Raw genomic sequence first — 20,691 nt, forward strand, 5'->3', positions numbered from 1 at the left:
CGGCTGCCGTTGCCTGCTTCACGGTTTCTGCTCCTGACGCAACGGCTGGCGCTGGGTCTACAGGTGCAACGCTCGCAGAAGGCGCTTTTACAACAGGCTCCTGCACCGGCTCAGGCACGGGCTGATACCAGGCGGCAAGCTGCTCGCGCTCACGGGCACGGCGCTCTTCCACTTCTTCAAAATAGTACAATGGCGGACGTGATGGCTTCGCTTCCTCCACCACTTCGGGTTCAGACACCGGCGCAACATATGGCTGTTCAGGCACAGCGGGTTCGGGCGTATAAGCCTGATACGGCTGTTGCGGCTCGCTGGCAGGCTCAGACGGCTGATACGATTGCTGACACTGTTCCTGCTGCACAGGAATATAGCTTTCAGGCTCCGGCGCAATGGTCGGTTCAGGCGTATGGACGCCTGGCGCAGTCTGCCAGTCCACCTGCGGTTGCTGGATCGCGGACTCCGGTGCCGGAACAGGCGAGGACGGCATCACGGCTTCAACAGGCGCAACATGGGCCTGCGCAGCCGTCGTTGCGGCGGCAGCAGCGGCTACCGGTTCAGTCACGGAATGACCATGCAACAGCGGATCGTATTCGTCATACTCACCCGGCGTAGCTCGATGACCAGAGAACAACACATCATCAGGATCGACGGCCGCACCGCGATACTCAATCTGCTCGTCTTCATCCATACGTTTGCCGGAGAAAAGCGCGGCATCCGTTTTACGGCCTAACGGGTTAGCGAATTTTTCAGCAACGCGCTGGCGGCGTGCCAGAGCACCGCGCAGAATACGGGCACGGCGGGATTCACGACGCTGCACAGGTGCCTCGTCTTCCTCTTCGTATTCATCTTCATATTCGTCTTCATCGACCCACGTATCATCACGACGGGTACGATTGCTGGCAAACGTCAGCAGAGTCAGAATAAAGCTGCCGATTTTTTCGGCAATGCTCACCCAGGACCAGCCGGTAAACAGCGTCAGGCCCGCCGCCCAGATGCAGAGCAGCGCCAGCGTGCCGCCGCTGCTGTGAAGCATCGGTTGCAGCGCGGAGCTCAACAGGCTGCCAATCACACCGCCGGAGGCGAAATACCAGATGTCATCGGCATTGATCGCCGCCAGTCCGCAGGAGGTGAGGATCAGCGCCAGGGCGCCAATCAGGCGCAGCGAAACGGCAAAATAATCGATGTAGCCGTCGTTCTGTCGATGACGCCAGGCAAACCAGCATCCGCCAATAATGATGACAGGAAGGGTATAGGCCATCACACCGAAAATGAAGAAGAGCGTGTCCGCAAGCCAGGCACCGGGAACGCCACCCAAATTATGGATAGGCTCATGCCATGCGGTTTGCGACCAGCTGGGATCTGAGGGGTTGAAACTGAGTAAGGCAGCCATCAGCCAGACGGCAAAAAGGGCAATAACAATCAGTAACGCCTCAAGGAGACGACGTCCGCTGCTTAGCTTAGATAATGTGACTTCTTTGTCTTCAGTGTATTCCTGGCTCAAGAAAGGCTCTCCAGGTATCAGGCATGTCCTGCCTGTGTGCTAAAACGGACAACAGCGCCGGGACTCCCCGGCACTGTTGCTGTATGGATTAACAGGAGTGTAATCAAACTACACTGATTTTGCACCTGTTCCGTGTTAGCGCGTCTTAATAACCAGACGATTGCTCTGTTTGACCTCTTCCATCACCACATAAGTACGGGTGTCGTTCACGCCTGGCAGACGCAGCAGGGTTTCACCCAGCAGCTTACGGTAGGCGGACATATCGGGCACACGGGTTTTCAACAGGTAGTCGAAATCACCGGAGACCAGATGACACTCTTGAATTTCTTCAAGTTTTTGTACAGCGGCGTTAAATTGCTCAAACACATCCGGTGCACCACGATTCAGAGTAATCTCAACAAATACCAGAAGTGAGGCATCCAGATAATGCGGGTTCAGCAGAGCCGTATAGCCCTGGATAAAACCCTGTCTTTCCAGTCGACGCACACGCTCAAGGCACGGCGTCGGGGAAAGTCCCACACGTTTTGAAAGCTCGACGTTGGAAATACGCCCATCCTTTTGCAATTCATTAAGAATGTTACGATCGATACGGTCGAGATCTTTGCCAGGGCGCTTCTTGCTATCTACCATTATTATTGTCTCTCTGTATTCCTTCCCTACTCCTGCCTGGACCCTGTGCACATCACTGTTCAGAGCCTGTACCCGTTATTCATCACATCGCCTGGTTATGTATTAGACGCGATGTGGATTCGGGTTCTGCGGTAAGAAGACCGTTGCCCGAAAGCAGTCACAGACATCACGTATGGCGTCTGTCCACACCATGCGTAGATTTCACTGACCCGGTAAAAATGGCATTTCCGTGCATGTCTATGCGGCATGCAGTTCGTGCGTCTTTTTTTCTTCCTTGAATGTTTTCGCAAAAGCGCAGGGGATTGTCAAAGCAAAACATCGATTTTTAGTACAAGATGCCGGATATTCATTACGGAGGGGTATTAATCCTCATTTTATTGCCTTATAAACGCGCTGTTTTCAGTAGCAGACGTGATGTGACCGCCTCTGACCCATAGGGCGCGTCTATTGCATATATCGGAAGCAAAACTGCCCTGCTCTTTTTTTACGGCAACAAATTCCCTACAATCCAGCCCATTGCCTGCCAACAACAATGGGGATCTCATGGGCACGACCAAACACAGTAAGCTGCTAATCCTTGGATCTGGACCTGCGGGTTATACCGCAGCGGTCTATGCTGCACGCGCTAACCTGCAACCGGTACTGATCACCGGGATGGAAAAAGGCGGTCAGTTGACCACCACCACGGAAGTGGAAAACTGGCCGGGCGACCCGAACGACCTGACCGGGCCGCTGCTGATGGAGCGCATGCACGAGCATGCCGCCAAATTCGAAACCGAAATCCTGTTCGACCACATCAATAAAGTGGATTTGCAGAACCGTCCGTTCCGCCTGACGGGTGACAGCGGCGAATACACCTGCGATGCGCTGATCATCGCCACCGGCGCCTCTGCCCGCTATCTCGGTCTGCCGTCTGAAGAAGCGTTCAAAGGCCGCGGCGTGTCAGCCTGCGCGACCTGCGACGGTTTCTTCTATCGCAACCAGAAAGTTGCGGTGATCGGCGGCGGCAACACCGCTGTGGAAGAAGCGCTGTATCTGGCAAATATTGCCTCAGAAGTACACCTGATCCACCGTCGCGACACCTTCCGGGCGGAGAAGATCCTGATCAAACGCCTGATGGACAAAGTGGCGAGCGGTAACATTGTGCTGCATACCAACCGTACGCTGGAAGAAGTAACTGGCGATCAGATGGGCGTCGCGGGACTGCGTATCCGTGATACCCAGAACACCGATAACGTCGAAACGCTGGAAGTGGCAGGCCTGTTTGTGGCAATCGGTCACAGCCCGAACACGGCTATCTTTGAAGGCCAGCTGGAGCTGGAGAACGGCTACATTAAAGTGCAGTCTGGCATTCACGGCAACGCCACCCAGACCAGCGTTCCGGGTGTCTTCGCAGCTGGTGACGTGATGGACCATATTTATCGTCAGGCGATCACCTCTGCGGGCACCGGTTGTATGGCCGCGCTGGACGCAGAACGCTACCTGGACGGGCTGGCTGAACAAGGTAAATAATCTTTACAAGTCAGTAACAAACGTAAATAAAGGCGGCCACTGGTCGCCTTTATTTTTGCTCACGTGTAACATGCAGATGTCTAATTTCTTATAACGTCACCTGCAAAGTACGCAATGGAAAAAACCCGTCAACAAGAGTTAACCCGCTGGCTGAAACAGCAAAGCGTTCTGTCCCGCCGCTGGCTTATGATTTCCCGCGTTCTGGGATTTATCAGCGGTCTGTTGATTGTTGCCCAGGCATGGCTTCTGGCCCGCATTCTCAACCATATGATCATGGAGAACATCCCGCGCGAAGCGCTGCTGTTGCCGTTTATCGTTCTGGCGCTGGTTTTCGTTCTGCGTGCGTGGGTGGTCTGGCTGCGCGAGCGGGTTGGGTTCCATGCCGGGCAGCACATCCGCTATGAGATCCGCCGCAAGGTGCTCGATCGGCTTTCAGAAGCCGGGCCTGCGTGGATCCAGGGCAAGCCGGCCGGTAGCTGGGCGACGCTGATCCTTGAGCAAATCGACGATATGCACGATTACTACGCGCGTTATCTTCCGCAGATGGCGCTGGCGGTGTTTGTGCCTCTGATGATTGTTATCGCCATCTTCCCGGTTAACTGGGTGGCGGCGCTGATCCTGCTGGGGACCGCCCCGCTGATCCCGCTGTTTATGGCGATGGTCGGCATGGGCGCGGCTGATGCTAACCGCCGCAACTTCCTGGCGCTGGGTCGGTTGAGCGGTCATTTCCTGGACCGTCTGCGCGGTATGGAAACCCTGCGGATCTTTGGTCGTGGTGAAGCGGAAACCGAAAACATTCGCCTGGCGTCGCAGGATTTTCGTCAGCGCACCATGGAAGTGTTGCGCATGGCCTTTCTCTCTTCTGGCGTACTTGAATTTTTCACCTCCCTGTCGATTGCGCTGGTGGCGGTTTACTTTGGTTTCTCCTACCTCGGCGCGCTGGACTTTGGTCACTACGGTACGGCGGTTACGCTTTCCGCTGGGTTCCTGGCGCTGATCCTGGCCCCGGAATTTTTCCAGCCGCTTCGCGATCTCGGCACCTTTTACCATGCCAAAGCGCAGGCGGTGGGTGCTGCCGACAGCCTGAAAACCTTCATGGAAACGCCGCTGGCGCATCCGGAGCGTGGTGAGGTAACGCTGAATACGAACGATCCGGTGACCATTGAAGCACAGAATTTTTCTGTTCTGTCGCCTGAAGGCAAAGTACTGGCCGGTCCGCTGAACTTTACCCTGCCTGCCGGGCAACGTGTGGTGCTGGTGGGTACCAGCGGCTCAGGTAAAAGCTCATTGTTGAATGCGCTTTCAGGTTTTATGGCGTACACCGGATCGCTGCGTATCAACAAAACGGAGCTGCGCGAGCTCGATCCTGATGCCTGGCGTAAACAGCTAAGCTGGGTGGGGCAAAACCCGCAGCTGCCAGCTCCGACGCTTCGCGAGAATGTGCTGCTGGCACGCCCGGATGCGCGTGACGATGAGCTGCAATCGGTCCTCGACCGCGCCTGGGTCAGCGAGTTTCTGCCGCTGCTTGCGCAGGGTATCGATACCGTCATTGGCGATCAGTCTGCCGGGCTGTCAGTAGGCCAGGCACAGCGCGTCGCGGTTGCCCGTGCGCTGCTGAACCCCTCTTCGCTAATGCTGCTGGACGAACCCGCCGCCAGCCTGGACGCTCATAGCGAGCAGCGCGTGATGGATGCGCTTAACGCAGCCTCACGCCAGCAAACCACCCTGATGGTGACTCACCAGCTGGAAGGTATTGCCGACTGGGATCAGATCTGGGTGATGGAAAACGGACACATTGTTGAGCAAGGCGACTACGCCGCGCTTGTTGCCGCGCAGGGGCCGTTTGCGACCCTGCTGGCGAACCGTCAGGAGGATATCTGATGCGCGCCCTGCTTCCGTATCTTGCACTGTATAAACGCCACAAATGGATGCTGACGCTCGGGATCGTGCTGGCGATCGTCACGCTGCTCGCCAGCATCGGCCTGCTTACGCTTTCCGGCTGGTTCCTCTCCGCGTCTGCGGCCGCAGGCTTTGCCGGACTGTACAGCTTTAACTACATGCTGCCTGCCGCCGGGGTGCGCGGCACGGCGATTACGCGAACTGCCGGGCGCTACTTCGAGCGTCTGGTCAGCCACGACGCGACCTTCCGCGTGCTGCAACACCTGCGTATTTATACGTTCAGCAAACTGCTACCCCTCTCCCCTGCCGGGCTGGCACGTTTTCGACAGGGCGAATTACTCAACCGCGTGGTCGCAGATGTGGATACGCTGGATCACCTCTATCTGCGCGTCATTTCACCCATGGTGGGCGCGTTTGTGGTGATTGTCGTGGTCACGCTGGGGTTGAGTTTCCTGGATGTTCCCATCGCACTGACGCTCGGCGGCATCATGCTGATGACGCTGATTATTCTGCCACCCCTGTTTTATCGTGCAGGTAAAACCACCGGGGAAAACCTGACGCGCCTGCGCGGGGAATACCGCCAGCAGCTCACCGCCTGGTTGCAAGGACAGGCCGAGCTCACCCTTTTTGGCGCCAGCAAGCGCTACCGCGCCCGCATGGAAAATACGGAGCTGAACTGGCATGAAGCCCAGCGTCGCCAGTCTGAACTGACCGCTTTCTCCCAGGCGCTGATGATGTTAATTGGTGGGATTGCCGTAATCGCCATGCTCTGGATGGCCTCCGGTGGCGTGGGCGATAACGCGCAGCCTGGCCCGCTAATTGCGCTGTTTGTTTTCTGTGCCCTGGCAGCCTTTGAAGCCTTAGCCCCGGTTACGGGCGCCTTTCAGCATCTCGGCCAGGTGATTGCCTCTGCGCTGCGCATTACGGATATTGCCGAGCAGGAGCCGGAAGTGAAGTTCAGCGCGGGTCAAACCGCTGTGCCGGAGCAGGTCGCGCTGACGCTCAGCAATGTCACTTTCGCCTACGACAAGCCGGCGCAAAACGCGCTGGAAGACATCACCCTTTCTGTTGATGCCGGCCAGCGCATTGCGATCCTTGGCCGTACGGGATGTGGAAAATCGACACTTCTGCAACTTCTCACGCGCGCGTGGGACCCACAGCAGGGCGAGATTCGGTTTAACGACGTTCCGCTGTCTGGTTTTAGCGAAGCGGCCTTACGTAAAACGGTCAGCGTCGTGCCCCAGCGGGTGCATCTGTTCAGCGCTACGCTGCGCGATAATCTTCTTCTGGCGGCACCAGACGCCTCCGACGATACGCTGCGGGCAATGCTGGAGCAGGTTGGGCTGCACAAGCTGCTTGAGGACGACGGGTTAAACAGCTGGCTGGGTGAAGGGGGTCGACAGCTTTCCGGCGGCGAACTGCGTCGTCTGGCCATTGCGCGTGCGCTGCTGCACGATGCGCCGCTGATGTTGCTGGATGAACCGACAGAAGGACTGGATGCCACGACTGAGAGTCAAATCCTTGATTTACTGGCGAATGTGATGAAAGGTAAAACCGTACTGATGGTCACGCACCGTCTGCGCGGGCTGGTGAATTTCGATCAGATAATTGTGATGGACAACGGACACATAATTGAGCAAGGTAGTCACGCAGAGCTGCTGGCAAAACAGGGTCGCTACTACCAGTTTAAACAGCGCCTGTAGACTATATTTGTAGCGTCCTCTCTCGCGTACTGGAGTTCTGTTGTCATGCGCCTGGTGCAGCTTTCTCGCCATAATATTGCGTTCCCTTCACCGGAGGGGGCGCTGCGTGAACCTAACGGCTTGCTGGCTCTGGGCGGCGATCTCAGCCCGGCACGGCTCTTAATGGCTTACCAGCGCGGCATCTTCCCGTGGTTTTCGCCTGGCGACCCGATCTTATGGTGGTCTCCCGATCCGCGAGCCGTGCTGTGGCCTGGGCAGTTTCACCTGAGCCGCAGCATGAAGCGGTTTCATGCAAAATCACCCTTTCGCGTCACGCTCAATCACGCCTTCGGCCAGGTTATCGAAGGCTGCGCTGAAGATCGTCATGAAGGCACCTGGATAACCCGCGATATCATTATCGCCTACCACCAGCTTCATGAGCTGGGCTACGCGCACTCTATTGAAGTATGGAAAGAGGATAACCTCATCGGCGGAATGTACGGCGTGGCGCAGGGCACGCTGTTCTGCGGTGAGTCGATGTTCTCCCGTGCCACGAATGCGTCAAAAACCGCGCTGCTGGTGTTTAGCGAGGAATTTGCCCGACGTGGCGGACGGCTGATGGATTGTCAGGTGCTGAATGAGCACACCGCCTCGCTCGGCGCCGTTGAAATCTCCCGCCGACACTATATCGAACACCTTCAACAATGCCGAAAAGAGACCCTTCCACGCGATTTTTGGGTTCCCAGAGCGCTCTTTATGCCCAATGCCTAAATGTTTTCCGCATATTTTTTATGAGGGTGTTATAATTATGCCGCAGAGTAGCTTCTGCCTGTTGCCCCGCCGCCGTTTGGGACCCTCGCTTCAGATAACGTCCTGACGTTTATCCTGTCGTCTCCCCTTTACGAATGCGCTTTCCGTTCGGTTGTACCGTGACGCTTGGGCAATACGCTGAGACTGTTTTGCTGCGTTTTAAACGCGCAATTCTTTACTTAATTGAGGAATTTCGGCATTATCTTGCCGGTTCAAAACTTGGTAGTGATACCCCAGAGGATTAGATGGCCAAAGAAGACAATATTGAAATGCAGGGTACCGTACTTGATACGTTGCCTAATACCATGTTTCGCGTAGAACTGGAAAACGGTCACGTGGTAACTGCGCACATCTCCGGTAAAATGCGCAAAAACTATATCCGCATTTTGACGGGCGACAAAGTGACTGTTGAACTGACCCCGTACGACCTGAGCAAAGGCCGCATTGTCTTCCGTAGTCGCTAATTGTTTTCGCCTGTAATGGCTGATGAATATTTAAAAGGTCGGGATATTCCCGGCCTTTTTTATTTATGGTCTTAGTGTGGCTGTGTCAGCAGATGTATAGTCATGCACGGGTTCATAGGTACGATTAAATCTTCAGCTATCGCGTGGGTAATGTCATGCAGCAGTCCCGTCAGGTGCGGCAGCATATCGCGGTCAAAATGCGACACCAGCAGCACATGATTCAACGCCCGGCAGTAATCACACTTTGTTTCTGTATCTTCCAGCAGCCACTCCTTTTGTCGCGGTTGTTCCGCTTCTTCCTCAAATTCCACCACCTGAAAATCACGCATTGACTCTGTGAGGCCGGATTTCACCTCTTCCAGGTAGGCTCCGAGGCAACGGCAAACGGGCTGCGTTTGCGGAAGTGATTTGCAGTCGAGGAGGATTTCGGTGAGCAGTTTGCAGCGCTCGGCAAGGGTTGGGAGATCGGGGTTGAGGGAGAGTTCGCTATAGAGCTGGGAGATAGACTGGTTTTCCATATTCATAATTTCCATATTAAAAGCTGAAAACTACCACCAGAAACGCCAACTTCGGGTGGCAGACTGAACCGGTTTGGCGTACCGACCATATGGAAAATCGGCGCTTCAAAAGAAGCCCCGGTTCAGTCCACCATAATAGAAGATACGGATTATACCGCAGCTAAAAAAAGAGTGAACGAAACCAATGATGTTGCGTTAGCAACATCTTTCCATATGTGTGTAATCAGGACGCCAATCCCGACACCTGATTTTGCAGGTGCGCCGCCATTTTATTACTGTGAATTTATCCAGCAACTGACTTCGAAAGAATCTGGAAAGCGCCTCGCAAAATTCCTCTGCGGTCTGTTGCCCTCACCCCAACCCTCTCCCACGGGGAGAGGGAGAAAACACTAAAAACGACAACACTGTTGTCGTTTTGCTTTTACCCTGGCACGCATAAAAAAACCGGGCTTTTGCCCGGTTTTTAGACCTACGTAAGAAATCAGTGAGCCGCTTCCGGCTTGTGCTTCGCCGCACTCTGGAAATCGTACGTCAGTTCGTTCTTCGCCTGATCCAGCCCTACCGTGACCTGGCCGCCGTCCACCAGCGAGCCAAACAGCAGCTCGTTCGCCAGCGGCTTCTTCAGGTTGTCCTGAATCACGCGCGCCATCGGACGGGCACCCATCGCACGGTCGTAGCCTTTCTCAGCCAGCCAGTTGCGGGCCTCCTGGCTCACTTCCAGCGACACGCCTTTCTGATCCAGCTGAACCTGCAACTCGACGATGAACTTGTCCACCACCTGATGGATCACCTCGGTAGACAGGTGATCGAACCAGATAATGTTGTCCAGACGGTTACGGAACTCCGGCGTGAAGATCTTCTTGATCTCTTCCATCGCATCGGTGCTGTTATCCTGGTGGATCAGGCCGATGGATTTACGCTCGGTTTCCCGCACGCCCGCGTTGGTGGTCATCACCAACACCACGTTGCGGAAATCGGCCTTGCGCCCGTTGTTATCGGTCAGCGTCCCGTTGTCCATCACCTGCAACAGGATGTTGAACACGTCCGGGTGCGCTTTCTCGATTTCATCGAGCAGCAGGACCGCGTGCGGATGCTTGATCACCGCGTCAGTGAGCAGGCCGCCCTGGTCAAAGCCCACGTATCCCGGAGGCGCACCAATCAAACGGCTGACGGTATGACGCTCCATATACTCGGACATATCAAAGCGCAGCAGCTCAATGCCCAGCGCTTTGGAGAGCTGAACCGTTACCTCGGTTTTACCCACACCGGTCGGACCGGCAAACAGGAAGGAACCAACCGGCTTGTGGTCATGCCCCAGGCCAGCACGAGCCATCTTGATCGCTTCGGTTAAAGCCTCAATGGCTTTATCCTGACCAAAGACCAGCATTTTCAGGCGATTGCCGAGGGTGCGCAGCGTATCACGGTCGCTCTGAGAAACGCTCTTCTCAGGAATACGCGCGATGCGGGCCACCACGGACTCGATATCCGCCACGTTCACGGTTTTCTTACGCTTGCTGGCTGGCATCAGGCGCGCACGCGCACCCGCCTCATCAATCACGTCAATCGCCTTATCTGGCAGATGACGGTCGTTAATGTATTTCACCGCCAGCTCCACCGCCGCACGGACCGCTTTCGCGGTGTAACGCACGTCGTGGTGTGCTTCGTACTTGGTTTTCAGGCCGTTGATGATCTGCACCGTTTCGTCAACCGACGGCTCGGTAACGTCGATTTTCTGGAAACGACGCGCCAGCGCACGATCCTTCTCAAAGATGTTGCTGAACTCCTGGTATGTCGTGGAGCCCATCACGCGGATCTTGCCGCTGGAGAGCAGCGGTTTAATCAGGTTAGCCGCATCCACCTGGCCACCGGAGGCCGCACCTGCGCCGATAATGGTGTGGATCTCATCGATAAACAGGATGCTGTTGGTATCCTGCTCCAGCTGTTTTAACAGCGCTTTGAAGCGTTTTTCAAAATCACCACGGTATTTGGTGCCCGCCAGCAGCGAGCCGATGTCCAGCGAGTAGATGGTGCAGTCAGCGATCACTTCCGGCACGTCGCCCTGCACAATGCGCCAGGCCAGCCCTTCGGCAATCGCGGTTTTACCCACGCCAGATTCCCCCACCAGCAGCGGGTTGTTCTTGCGTCGACGGCACAGCACCTGGATGGCACGCTCCAGCTCTTTGTCGCGGCCAATCAGCGGGTCGATACCGCCAACGCGAGCAAGCTGGTTAAGGTTGGTGGTGAAGTTTTCCATACGATCCTCCCCGCCTGCTTGCTCTTCATTGCTGTTGATCTGTCCGCTGGGATCCGATGCCTGGTTAGGCTCGTCTTTTCGCGTTCCGTGAGAGATGAAGTTGACCACGTCGAGCCGGCTGACTTCGTGTTTGCGCAGCAGGTAGGCCGCCTGGGACTCCTGCTCGCTGAAGATGGCGACCAGGACATTGGCGCCAGTCACTTCGCTACGTCCGGAAGACTGGACGTGGAAAACCGCGCGCTGCAACACGCGCTGGAAGCTGAGCGTCGGCTGCGTGTCGCGCTCTTCTTCACTGGCTGGCAGCACCGGTGTGGTTTGTTCGATGAAGGCTTCGAGTTCCTGACGTAGCGCCACCAGATCCACGGAGCAGGCTTCCAGCGCTTCGCGGGCAGATGGGTTGCTAAGCAGTGCGAGCAGCAGGTGCTCGACGGTCATAAACTCATGTCGGTGCTCACGCGCTCTGGCGAAAGCCATGTTTAAACTGAGTTCCAGTTCTTGATTGAGCATAGGCACCTCCCCCAATTTTATGCCTTATCAGGCCTTTTCCAGCGTACACAGCAACGGATGCTCGTTCTCCCTCGCATAGTCGTTCACCATCGCTACTTTGGTTTCCGCGACTTCGGCAGTGAAGATGCCGCAGATCGCTTTGCCACGATAATGAACGGTAAGCATCAGTTGCGTTGCACGTTCAACATCATAAGAAAAGAACTTTTGTAGCACGTCAATAACAAATTCCATTGGCGTGTAATCATCGTTCATTAACATAACTTTATACATAGATGGCGGTTTTAGCGCGTCGCGCACTTTATCTTCCGCCAGCTGGTCAAAATCCAGCCAATCGTTGGTCTTACCCATTATGCATAACCACTTTGAATCTACCTCAGATGTTAGATAACAATCATCTATTACTGTCATCCGCGATGTCTGTCACAAACTGTTGCAATAGCGTTAACTGCCTCAAATTTTGGTTGATTATTGTCCCAACTCCAGCGCCAAACGCTTGACGGCTTCTTCCGTTTCTCTAAATTGTACAAGCGTGAGTTGGCGAGGTTTTGAACAGCCCCCACTCCACCACCGGTTCATTCCATCTTAATTTATAAGATTTACGAAGGATGTCGAAGCATGGAAATGGGTACTGTTAAGTGGTTCAACAACGCCAAGGGGTTTGGCTTCATTTGCCCCGAAGGCGGCGGCGAGGATATCTTCGCTCACTATTCCACCATTCAGATGGATGGTTACAGGACGCTCAAAGCCGGGCAGTCCGTCCGGTTCGATGTACACCAGGGGCCAAAAGGCAATCACGCCAGTCTTATCGTGCCCGTTGAAGCAGAAACGGTTGCATAGCTCTCTGATTCATTGTGTACACCCCGCAGGCAAAATGCCAGCCCGATCGGCTGGCATTTTTATTTTCGGGCTATTCCCGCGCCAGCGCATCCACCGGATCGAGCCGCGCCGCGTTTCGCGCAGGCAGCCAGCCGAAAAGAATACCGGTGAAGGTGGAACATAAAAACGCCGTCAGGATCGCCATCGGCGAGAAGCCAATTTCCCAGCCCGGTAAGAAGAGCTGGAGCGCGAAGGCGATCATCATCGAAAGCGCAATCCCCATCGCGCCTCCCACCAGACACACCAGCACCGCTTCAATCAAAAACTGCTGGAGCACGTCGCTGGCTCTGGCCCCGACCGCCATGCGGATGCCTATCTCCCGCGTACGTTCGGTCACCGACACCAGCATAATGTTCATCACCCCAATCCCGCCGACGACCAGCGAAATCACCGCCACCAGCGTCAGGAACAGCTGAAGAGTACGTGTGGTCTTTTCCGCCGTTTTCAAGAGGCCGTCCATGTTCCAGGTGAAGAAATCCTTTTTCCCGTGGCGCAGGGTTAACAGCCGCTCAAGCTGCTGTTCCGCCAGCGCGCTGTCGTAGCCCTCCTTCACTCGCACGGTAATGGAGTTAAGCCAGGACTGCCCCATAATGCGCCCGGAAATGGTGCTGTATGGCAGCCAGACGCGCAGGATCTTGCTGCTGCCAAACATGGACTGTTTCTCTTCCGCCACACCAATCACCGTGGCGGGCATGTTACCCACCAGGATCACTTCCCCCACTACACGGGTTTTATTGGGGAAAAGCTGTCTGCGCGAGTTCGCGTCCAGCACCACCACCTGCGCCCTGCCCGCCAGCTGCTCCGCGTTGAAGGTCGCCCCTTCGCTAAAGGTCATGCCGTAGACGTTGAAGTAATCTCCGCTGACGCCGTTAGCACTGGCCGCCACGTCGATGTTGCCGTAGCGCAGACGCAGGTTTTGCGACACGGCAGGCGTGGCGGAGTTCACCCACGGCTGCTTCTGAATAGCCGCCAGATCGTCGTATTTCAGCGCCTGCTGATACTGCGGCTCGTCGTCGCCAAAATCTTTGCCGGGGTAAACGTCGATGGTGTTAGTCCCGATGGCCCGAATATCCGCCAGCACCAGCTGTTTCGCCGCATCGCCCACCACCACAATCGACACCACCGAGGCAATACCGATAATGATGCCGAGCATGGTCAGCAGAGTGCGCATTTTGTTGGCCGCCATCGCCAGCCAGGCCATGTTCAGCGCCTCGCGGAAACCGCTGGAAAACTGGCCCCAGCCGGTGGACGCAGGCAAAGCTTCTTTCGCCGCCGCCGCTCTGGACTGACGCGGCGGCGGGTTGCTGACCAGCTCGCCGTCGTGGATCTCGATGATGCGTTCCGCCTGCGCCGCGACCTGTGGATCGTGGGTGACGATAATCACCGTATGCCCCTGATCGCGAAGCTGATGCAGGATCGCCATCACCTCTTCACCGGAATGGCTGTCGAGCGCACCGGTTGGCTCATCGGCGAGGATCACCTGTCCGCCGTTCATCAGCGCGCGGGCAATACTCACGCGCTGCTGCTGACCGCCGGAAAGCTGCGAAGGCTGATAATCAACACGCTCCGCCAGCCCAAGACGCGTTAACAGCGCCTTCGCGCGTTCAAGGCGTTTTTTGCGCTCGACGCCCGCATACACCGCCGGCACTTCCACATTCTGCGCCGCGCTCAGGTGTGAAAGCAGATGGTAACGCTGAAAGATAAAGCCAAAATGCTCGCGACGCAGCTTCGCCAGCGCGTCGCCGTCCAGGGTGGAAACATCCGTCCCGGCCACGCGATAGGTGCCGCTGGTGGGCTTATCCAGACAGCCGAGAATGTTCATCAGCGTTGATTTACCCGAGCCCGACGCCCCGACAATCGCCACCATTTCACCGGCTTCAACGCGCAGGGAGATGCCCTTCAGCACCTCCACCGGCCCGTCGCCGGACGGATAGCTGCGACGAATGTCATTCAGCTCAAGCAGCGCCGTCATTGCGCGGCTCCGGGCAGGGTTTCGCTGGTGACCACTTCTTCACCCTCTTCCAGCCCTTTTACCACCACCACGTCGGTGTCGTTACGCGCGCCAATCACTACTTCCCGCTCGCGGGTTTCGCCGTTGCGCAGCACTTTCACCTTGTAGCGATTGTCCCCGGCGGATTCGCCCAGCGCGGAGAGCGGAACCGTCAGCACGTTTTTCACGCCGGTCAGCTGGATATGCACCTGGGCGGTCATGTCCAGACGCAGCACGCCCTGCGGGTTTGGCACCTCGAAACGCGCGTAGTAGAAGATGGCGTCGTTGACCTTTTCCGGCGTCGGCAGGATATCTTTCAGCACGCCCTCATAGCGGGTTTGTGGATCGCCCAGCACCGTAAACCAGGCTTTCTGCCCCGGCTTAAGGTGAATGACGTCCGCTTCGGATACCTGGGCTTTCACCAGCATGGTGCTCATATCCGCCAGGGTCAGGATGTTTGGCGCCTGCTGCGCGGCGATGACCGTCTGGCCTTGCAGGGTGGTTATCTGCGTCACTTCCCCGGCCATTGGCGCAACGATTTGCGTGTAATCGAGGTTGGTTTTCGCCGTATCCAGCGAGGCCTGATTCCGTTTGATTTGCGCATCGATGGTGCCAATCTGCGCCTGCTTCACCGCCAGCTCCGTGGCGGCTGTGTCCAGATCCTGTTTCGAGATGGCCTGCGTTTTCGCCAGCGCCTGCTGGCGCGTCAGGGTGACCTGAGCGAGATTACGCTCCGCCTGAGCCTGCGCGCGCTGCGCGCGCAGCTCCATCAGCGTCGCTTCCACTTCGCGGATCTGGTTTTGCGCCTGCTCAGGATCGATCACGCCCAGCAGCTGGCCTTTTTTAACCTTATCGCCAATCTCAACTGACAGGGTTTTAAGCTGACCGCTGACCTGCGCGCCCACGTCAACCTTACGCAGGGCATCCAGTTTCCCCGTCGCCAGCACGTTTTGTTGCAGCTCGCCCGGACGAACAATCAGCGTTTGATACTGTGGTACCGGCGCGTTCAGTACCTTCCATAACCAGAATCCGCCCGCTAACACCACTACCGCCAGCAGCAGAAACAGCTTTCTGCGTTTTCCCTTCAGGTTCATAAATATTCCAAATAGTTGTTCTGGCTATCATCACCGTTGATTTTATCTAAACCACTCCTCAACGAAACCCCCGATCCCCGTAATCGTCGGGAATTGTTTACCCGATGTTGATAAAGCGCCTGCTGAAATAGCGATATTCCACCAGAAGCAGGATCTAACATGTCTTCCATCGTCGATACACCTTATACAACGCTGCCCCAGCCTAAATCGGGCTGGCAACTGTTTAAAAGCCTGACATCGGGTTCCCTCACGCCGGGGCTGGCGTGGCAAAATCCGGCCTATCGACGTAAGTTTATGTTGCGCTCGCTGGCAACGCCGTTCACCACTGCGCGCCTGCTCGGAAACCTTGCAAAACAGCCCCGTCTGATGCAGATCCTGCGCGTGCAGCCCGGCCTGCCGTGCCGCCTGCACCGGCCGTGGCTGACCGTAAATATGGGTCGTCAGAATACGCTGGACGCATTGAACGATCACTATCAGATGATGAGCCGCCATCTTCCGGCGTCGCTGCTCAACGGCTACCTCTCCAGCCAGGGCATCACGCTGGTGACGTTAACGGGCAAAGAGGAACAGCAGTTTAGCGTTCGCCTGAGCGCGGATGCGTTTCTGGACAAAGAAGGGGAAGCGACCCTCACTTTTTGCGACCACCAGAACACGGTGCTGGCCGAGCTGACCTTTACGCTGTGCAAATACCAGGGCAAGTCAACGCTCTTCATCGGCGGAATGCAGGGGGCGAAAGCGCATGTCCCGCACGAGCACATTCAGCTGGCGACCAAAGTCTGTCACGGACTGTTCCCAAAACGTCTGCTGGTTGAAGCGGTCATGACGCTGGCAGGCGCCTTCCCGGTCGAGCAGATCCTCGCGGTGAGTAACGCCACCCACATCTACCGCAGCTGGCGCTATCGCAAGAAAAAAGAGGGAAAATTGCTGGCTGACTATGACAGCTTCTGGCGCTCCCTTGGCGGACAGCAGCAGGATAACGGCAACTTTGCCCTGCCACTGACCATGCCACGCAAACCGATGGAAGAGATTGCGAGTAAAAAACGGTCCGAATACCGCCGCCGCTATACCCTGCTTGATAGCCTGATCCAACAGGTTTCGCAGGCGACTGACCGCTAATCGGCCCTCCCGCGAGCCAGCCAGAGGACGCGGGAGAACATTTTACGCAGCAGCGTGGGCACCGACTCCACGCCTCGCCTGCCGGCTTCCGTCGCGACTTCAATGGCCAAATCCGGTTTTGACGACCGATGGATAGCTTTGGCAATCACCCGACGCATGTTCATGGGTACATCCACCGGGATCATCGCCACGCGGTGAAAGACGTCGTCAAATCCCTGACGGTACATAAAGTGCTCCATGTCCATCGCAGGCAGCGCGGTCAGATGTTCCCGCTCCTCTTCACGATCGTTATTGAGCAGGCTGCGCACGGTCGCCGCATATTTTTTACCCGCCTCATCGCCATCCACCAGCACGTGCCACTCTATCCCCATCCGGCGCGCAAATTTGATCAGCGGTTTTAAGCCAGACTGAGCAAATTCGATCACTTTGATCCCTTCGGCATCAAAGTGGTGCCCGCACTGGCGAGCCAGCTCGTTTATCACCCAGGTTTCCGTTTCCCCTTCCACCAGCAACCAGCAGCGAGCAAACAGGGAAGAGGCACGGTTAAAACGGATATGAAACGCAATCCGTCGGCCATCTTCGGCATTTAACCCGCCGGGCCCGAGCCGGTAGGCGGTGACCCGCGACGATTCACGCACCAGGCGGCAGACATACTCTACCGGCGTCAGAGAGAGCAGCTCTCCGGAATTCGTGGTGGTGACTCGCTGCAACGGCAGCAGATTAAGAAGATGCCACGCCACGGAAAGCATAATCGGGTGGAGCCGCGTTTCCGGATCTTCCACCAGCAGCAGCGGTCGCGCGTCCCGATCCAGGCGCACCGTCCCTTTCGCCTGTAAAAGCGTGGAGAATAAACCCAGCAGGATCACCCGATGCGTACGCCCGCCGGGGCGGTCGATCATGCGGTTGATAATATCGAGATAGCGCCAGCTTCGTTGTTCATCGTGCGAGCGGCGACGCATCAGACGGTGGCGCGCCTGCCCCGTTCCCTGCTCGGAGAAGTAGTGCTCCAGCAGTTGTACCATGGCAGACAGTCCCTGACGGATCTGGCCGTCGGTGAGGTTCTGCGGCCGTGAGACCAGTTCACGGGCGAGGAAATCCAGTTCGCGGGCGGTTACTTCCACCTCGGGCATATTCGGCACGGTGCCGTTACGGATCCGCCGCATAAAACGCGCGTCGCGTAAGCGCAATACGGGGGAGAGGCGGATAAGATGTCGGGCAAGCTCGTCAATATTATCGAGCGGGATCGGATTCCCCTTCTCATCAAGAAATTCACGCAGGGTTAATACCCCGTCGTTTTGCGCCATTTCGCCCTCAAGGCGATAGAAAATACGCTGGAACCCATCTTCACAGGGAACCCAGCAGGCCGACATAGGGCGAAAACGACGCACGCGATGGCGGCCGGGCTCGGATTCGCGGAAGGTCAGAATGATATGCAGGTGTTTCTCGCGCCCGTTGACATCCCCCGGCGGAAACCAGAAGTCATCATGAACGAAGTGGTACAAGTTCTCTTCGGGCGAAAGCAGCAGCGTCAGGGCATCCAGCAGGCTGGATTTACCCCAGGCGTTTTCGCCTATCAGGACGTTGTTCTGTTCCAGTTGCAGCGACAGGCGGTTAATCCCGCGAAACCCGACAATCTCCACACGTTCGAGTAGCATACATCCCCCGCAATTCGGCCACTTTTTCCTTCAAGTTATCAGCAGTATAGCGGCAGGCTGTGGGTCACGACAGCAGAATATACGCCCCCTTAATTATTGGGCTATGCTCTAATTACCTCCGTTCTGAACAAGGATTAACATCACATTGCCTTAAATCAAATTTAGTGAATTTATTTGAGTGGCGAAGGGATGTTGATGGTTTCAAAATACTGGCTCTTTGAGTCGTCATCCCTTTATGGCGATATAACCCGCGCGCAGGAATGGGCGCGGACGTTTATTATTGAGGTGGTTATGTTCAGAAAATTAGCGGCAGAATGCTTTGGCACATTCTGGCTGGTGTTTGGTGGCTGCGGTAGCGCAGTACTGGCAGCCGCATTTCCGGAATTAGGTATTGGATTTGTCGGCGTCGCGCTGGCATTCGGTTTAACTGTATTAACCATGGCATTCGCCGTGGGGCATATTTCCGGCGGTCATTTCAACCCGGCCGTCACATTAGGTTTATGGGCGGGCGGACGTTTCCCGGCGAAGGATATTATTGGCTATATTATTGCCCAGGTTATTGGCGGTATTATTGCCGCGGCGGTGCTGTACGTAATTGCCAGCGGAAAAGCCGGGTTTGACGCCGCGGCCAGCGGATTTGCGTCGAACGGCTTCGGCGAACACTCGCCAGGCGGCTACTCAATGCTGTCTGCTATCGTGATTGAAATTGTGCTCACCGCAGGTTTCCTGTTGGTGATCCACGGCGCAACGGACAAATACGCGCCTGCGGGCTTTGCCCCCATCGCTATTGGTCTGGCGCTGACGCTGATCCACCTCATCTCCATCCCGGTGACCAACACCTCCGTTAACCCGGCGCGCAGCACCGCGGTGGCTATTTTCCAGGGCGGCTGGGCGCTTGAACAGCTGTGGCTATTCTGGGTGATGCCAATTATCGGCGGTATTCTGGGCGGCGTGCTGTATCGCACCCTGCTGGAAAAACGCGATTAATGGTTTTCCCCCCTCTCCATGTGGGAGAGGGCCGGGGTGAGGGCATCAGGCCGCACCACCCCAAATAGACAAGCCGGGTAAGGCGTAGCCGCCACCCGGCTTTTTTTGTAGCTTTACCTCACAGCCTTTATTGGGTAGTGTCTCTGGCGCTTAACTGATACTCAAAAGGACCGGCTGTTCATGTTCTCAGGACTCCTCATCATTCTTCTGCCCCTGATTGCGGGCTACCTTATTCCGCTGCGTCATGAATCGGCCTTAAAGCTTATTAATCGTTTTCTCAGCTGGATTGTTTACGTCATTCTGTTCTTTATGGGGATCAGCCTGGCCTTCCTGGATAATCTGGCGACGAACTTGCTTTCCATTCTGCATTATTCTGCGGTTACGGTAGTGGTTATTCTGCTGTGCAATATTGCCGCGCTGTTCTGGCTGGAACGCACTATTCCCTGGAAAAATCACCATCATCAGGAAAAGCTTCCCTCCCGTATTGCGATGGCGCTGGAATCATTAAAGCTGTGCGGCGTGGTGGTACTCGGTTTTTTACTGGGTCTGACCGGCTGGGCATTTTTACAGCACGCAACGGAAGCCAGCGAATATACGCTTATTTTCCTGCTCTTCCTGATTGGTATTCAGCTGCGAAATAATGGCATGACGCTGAAACAGATTGTCCTTAACCGCCGGGGCATGATGGTTGCCGTTATCGTTGTGGCCAGCTCACTGGCGGGGGGAGTGATTAACGCCTTTATTCTCGATCTGCCGCTGAAAACCAGCCTGGCGATGGCGTCCGGTTTCGGCTGGTATTCGCTCTCCGGTATTCTGCTGACCGAATCGTTTGGTCCGGTGATCGGCAGCGCCGCCTTCTTTAACGATCTGGCGCGCGAGCTGTTAGCCATCATGCTGATCCCCGGCCTGGTAAGCCGCAGCCGCTCTACTGCGCTGGGCCTGTGCGGGGCCACTTCAATGGACTTTACCCTGCCGGTGTTACAGCGCTCGGGAGGGCTGGAGATGGTTCCTGCCGCCATCGTACACGGCTTTATTCTGAGCCTGCTGGTACCCATTCTGATGGCGTTCTTCTCAGCCTGATACTGCTTTGGCGGTAGTGAACCTGCCGCCAAAATTGCGCTAAATCAATAACCCTCCACTTAGTATAAGAAAGCACTTTTCTCTGCTGTGCCACAGGCATAACCTTAAACATGTATCTC

17 protein-coding genes are annotated in these 20,691 nt (G+C 56.1%); 9 read left to right on the forward strand and 8 right to left on the reverse strand.

Annotation, left to right across the window (positions count from 1 at the left end):
• Both DD606_RS15490 and lrp read right to left on the reverse strand, forming a co-directional pair.
• The coding region (locus tag DD606_RS15490) for a DNA translocase FtsK 4TM domain-containing protein (RefSeq protein WP_176691443.1) at positions 1 to 1,498 on the reverse strand (1,498 nt) is incomplete at its 3' end.
• Positions 1,499 to 1,633: 135 nt separating this feature from the next.
• Positions 1,634 to 2,128 carry a leucine-responsive transcriptional regulator Lrp gene (gene lrp, locus DD606_RS15495; protein WP_000228469.1) on the reverse strand — a complete coding sequence of 165 codons (495 nt, stop codon included), beginning with the start codon at positions 2,126 to 2,128 and terminating at the stop codon, positions 1,634 to 1,636.
• 543 nt (positions 2,129 to 2,671) lie between these two features.
• Between lrp and trxB the strand changes: the two genes are divergently transcribed.
• The 5 genes from trxB to infA all read left to right on the forward strand — a co-directional run bounded on the left by trxB (position 2,672) and on the right by infA (position 8,495).
• Complete coding sequence (gene trxB, locus DD606_RS15500; RefSeq protein ID WP_003858303.1) at positions 2,672 to 3,640, forward strand: thioredoxin-disulfide reductase; 969 nt, start codon at positions 2,672 to 2,674, stop codon at positions 3,638 to 3,640.
• A gap of 114 nt (positions 3,641 to 3,754) precedes the next feature.
• Complete coding sequence (gene cydD / locus DD606_RS15505) at positions 3,755 to 5,521, forward strand: cysteine/glutathione ABC transporter permease/ATP-binding protein CydD (RefSeq protein ID WP_045347134.1); 1,767 nt, start codon at positions 3,755 to 3,757, stop codon at positions 5,519 to 5,521.
• The gene (gene cydC, locus DD606_RS15510; protein ID WP_023315743.1) at positions 5,521 to 7,242 is read left to right on the forward strand and encodes a cysteine/glutathione ABC transporter ATP-binding protein/permease CydC; all 1,722 of its coding nucleotides are present in this window, start codon (positions 5,521 to 5,523) and stop codon (positions 7,240 to 7,242) included. The genes cydD and cydC overlap by 1 nt, the downstream gene beginning before the upstream one ends.
• A gap of 45 nt (positions 7,243 to 7,287) precedes the next feature.
• Positions 7,288 to 7,992, forward strand: coding sequence for a leucyl/phenylalanyl-tRNA--protein transferase (aat, locus tag DD606_RS15515; protein ID WP_023315742.1), 705 nt, complete (start codon positions 7,288 to 7,290; stop codon positions 7,990 to 7,992).
• 284 nt (positions 7,993 to 8,276) lie between these two features.
• The gene (gene infA / locus DD606_RS15520; RefSeq protein WP_002211347.1) at positions 8,277 to 8,495 is read left to right on the forward strand and encodes a translation initiation factor IF-1; all 219 of its coding nucleotides are present in this window, start codon (positions 8,277 to 8,279) and stop codon (positions 8,493 to 8,495) included.
• Positions 8,496 to 8,566: 71 nt separating this feature from the next.
• On the opposite strand, the gene DD606_RS15525 is transcribed toward infA, so the two are convergent.
• The 3 genes from DD606_RS15525 to clpS all read right to left on the reverse strand — a co-directional run bounded on the left by DD606_RS15525 (position 8,567) and on the right by clpS (position 12,122).
• A complete protein-coding gene (locus tag DD606_RS15525) occupies positions 8,567 to 9,019 on the reverse strand; it encodes a hypothetical protein (RefSeq protein ID WP_072139734.1) in 453 nt (150 codons plus the stop codon).
• 475 nt (positions 9,020 to 9,494) lie between these two features.
• Positions 9,495 to 11,774, reverse strand: a complete 2,280-nt coding sequence (gene clpA / locus DD606_RS15530) for an ATP-dependent Clp protease ATP-binding subunit ClpA (protein ID WP_006809407.1) — start codon at positions 11,772 to 11,774, stop codon at positions 9,495 to 9,497.
• A 27-nt stretch (positions 11,775 to 11,801) separates the two neighbouring features.
• A complete protein-coding gene (gene clpS / locus DD606_RS15535; protein WP_006174393.1) occupies positions 11,802 to 12,122 on the reverse strand; it encodes an ATP-dependent Clp protease adapter ClpS in 321 nt (106 codons plus the stop codon).
• Positions 12,123 to 12,389: 267 nt separating this feature from the next.
• Here clpS and cspD point away from each other — a divergent pair, with 267 nt between their 5' ends.
• Positions 12,390 to 12,611 (forward strand): cold shock-like protein CspD, encoded by a 222-nt coding sequence (gene cspD, locus DD606_RS15540; protein WP_006809408.1) that lies wholly within the window; start codon positions 12,390 to 12,392, stop codon positions 12,609 to 12,611.
• A 70-nt stretch (positions 12,612 to 12,681) separates the two neighbouring features.
• Here cspD and macB read toward each other — a convergent pair whose 3' ends face one another.
• Both macB and macA read right to left on the reverse strand, forming a co-directional pair.
• Complete coding sequence (gene macB / locus DD606_RS15545; RefSeq protein ID WP_023324397.1) at positions 12,682 to 14,622, reverse strand: macrolide ABC transporter ATP-binding protein/permease MacB; 1,941 nt, start codon at positions 14,620 to 14,622, stop codon at positions 12,682 to 12,684.
• Complete coding sequence (gene macA, locus DD606_RS15550) at positions 14,619 to 15,734, reverse strand: macrolide transporter subunit MacA (protein WP_017384842.1); 1,116 nt, start codon at positions 15,732 to 15,734, stop codon at positions 14,619 to 14,621. Before macA ends, macB begins: the two co-directional genes overlap by 4 nt.
• Before the next feature lie 159 nt (positions 15,735 to 15,893).
• Between macA and DD606_RS15555 the strand changes: the two genes are divergently transcribed.
• Entirely contained in the window at positions 15,894 to 16,850 is a 957-nt protein-coding gene (locus DD606_RS15555) for a VirK/YbjX family protein (RefSeq protein ID WP_129258837.1), read from the forward strand.
• On the opposite strand, the gene DD606_RS15560 is transcribed toward DD606_RS15555, so the two are convergent.
• Positions 16,847 to 18,505, reverse strand: a complete 1,659-nt coding sequence (locus DD606_RS15560; protein WP_023324396.1) for an ATP-dependent endonuclease — start codon at positions 18,503 to 18,505, stop codon at positions 16,847 to 16,849. The genes DD606_RS15555 and DD606_RS15560 overlap by 4 nt on opposite strands.
• Positions 18,506 to 18,796: 291 nt before the next feature.
• On the opposite strand from DD606_RS15560, the gene aqpZ reads away from it, so the two are divergent.
• Positions 18,797 to 19,492: an aquaporin Z gene (gene aqpZ / locus DD606_RS15565; RefSeq protein WP_026080729.1), complete on the forward strand. Its 696-nt coding sequence runs from the start codon at positions 18,797 to 18,799 to the stop codon at positions 19,490 to 19,492.
• Between the two features lie 180 nt (positions 19,493 to 19,672).
• Positions 19,673 to 20,572 carry a lysine exporter LysO family protein gene (locus DD606_RS15570; protein ID WP_023324395.1) on the forward strand — a complete coding sequence of 300 codons (900 nt, stop codon included), beginning with the start codon at positions 19,673 to 19,675 and terminating at the stop codon, positions 20,570 to 20,572.
• The last annotated feature ends 119 nt before the right edge of the window (positions 20,573 to 20,691 follow it).

The organism is Enterobacter cloacae complex sp. GF14B, assembly GCF_004136805.1.
GTDB lineage: Bacteria > Pseudomonadota > Gammaproteobacteria > Enterobacterales > Enterobacteriaceae > Enterobacter > Enterobacter hormaechei_C.

Excerpts from the sequence above, each read along its gene's own strand:
- DD606_RS15525 (WP_072139734.1), bottom strand. The coding sequence starts at position 9,019 with ATGAATATGGAAAACCAGTCTATCTCCCAGCTCTATAGCGAACTCTCC.
- cspD (WP_006809408.1), top strand. The coding sequence starts at position 12,390 with ATGGAAATGGGTACTGTTAAGTGGTTCAACAACGCCAAGGGGTTTGGC.
- DD606_RS15555 (WP_129258837.1), top strand. The coding sequence starts at position 15,894 with ATGTCTTCCATCGTCGATACACCTTATACAACGCTGCCCCAGCCTAAA.
- trxB (WP_003858303.1), top strand. The coding sequence starts at position 2,672 with ATGGGCACGACCAAACACAGTAAGCTGCTAATCCTTGGATCTGGACCT.
- clpA (WP_006809407.1), bottom strand. The coding sequence starts at position 11,774 with ATGCTCAATCAAGAACTGGAACTCAGTTTAAACATGGCTTTCGCCAGA.
- aqpZ (WP_026080729.1), top strand. The coding sequence starts at position 18,797 with ATGTTCAGAAAATTAGCGGCAGAATGCTTTGGCACATTCTGGCTGGTG.
- macB (WP_023324397.1), bottom strand. The coding sequence starts at position 14,622 with ATGACGGCGCTGCTTGAGCTGAATGACATTCGTCGCAGCTATCCGTCC.
- macA (WP_017384842.1), bottom strand. The coding sequence starts at position 15,734 with ATGAACCTGAAGGGAAAACGCAGAAAGCTGTTTCTGCTGCTGGCGGTA.
- DD606_RS15560 (WP_023324396.1), bottom strand. The coding sequence starts at position 18,505 with ATGCTACTCGAACGTGTGGAGATTGTCGGGTTTCGCGGGATTAACCGC.
- lrp (WP_000228469.1), bottom strand. The coding sequence starts at position 2,128 with ATGGTAGATAGCAAGAAGCGCCCTGGCAAAGATCTCGACCGTATCGAT.
- DD606_RS15570 (WP_023324395.1), top strand. The coding sequence starts at position 19,673 with ATGTTCTCAGGACTCCTCATCATTCTTCTGCCCCTGATTGCGGGCTAC.
- cydD (WP_045347134.1), top strand. The coding sequence starts at position 3,755 with ATGGAAAAAACCCGTCAACAAGAGTTAACCCGCTGGCTGAAACAGCAA.
- clpS (WP_006174393.1), bottom strand. The coding sequence starts at position 12,122 with ATGGGTAAGACCAACGATTGGCTGGATTTTGACCAGCTGGCGGAAGAT.
- aat (WP_023315742.1), top strand. The coding sequence starts at position 7,288 with ATGCGCCTGGTGCAGCTTTCTCGCCATAATATTGCGTTCCCTTCACCG.
- infA (WP_002211347.1), top strand. The coding sequence starts at position 8,277 with ATGGCCAAAGAAGACAATATTGAAATGCAGGGTACCGTACTTGATACG.
- cydC (WP_023315743.1), top strand. The coding sequence starts at position 5,521 with ATGCGCGCCCTGCTTCCGTATCTTGCACTGTATAAACGCCACAAATGG.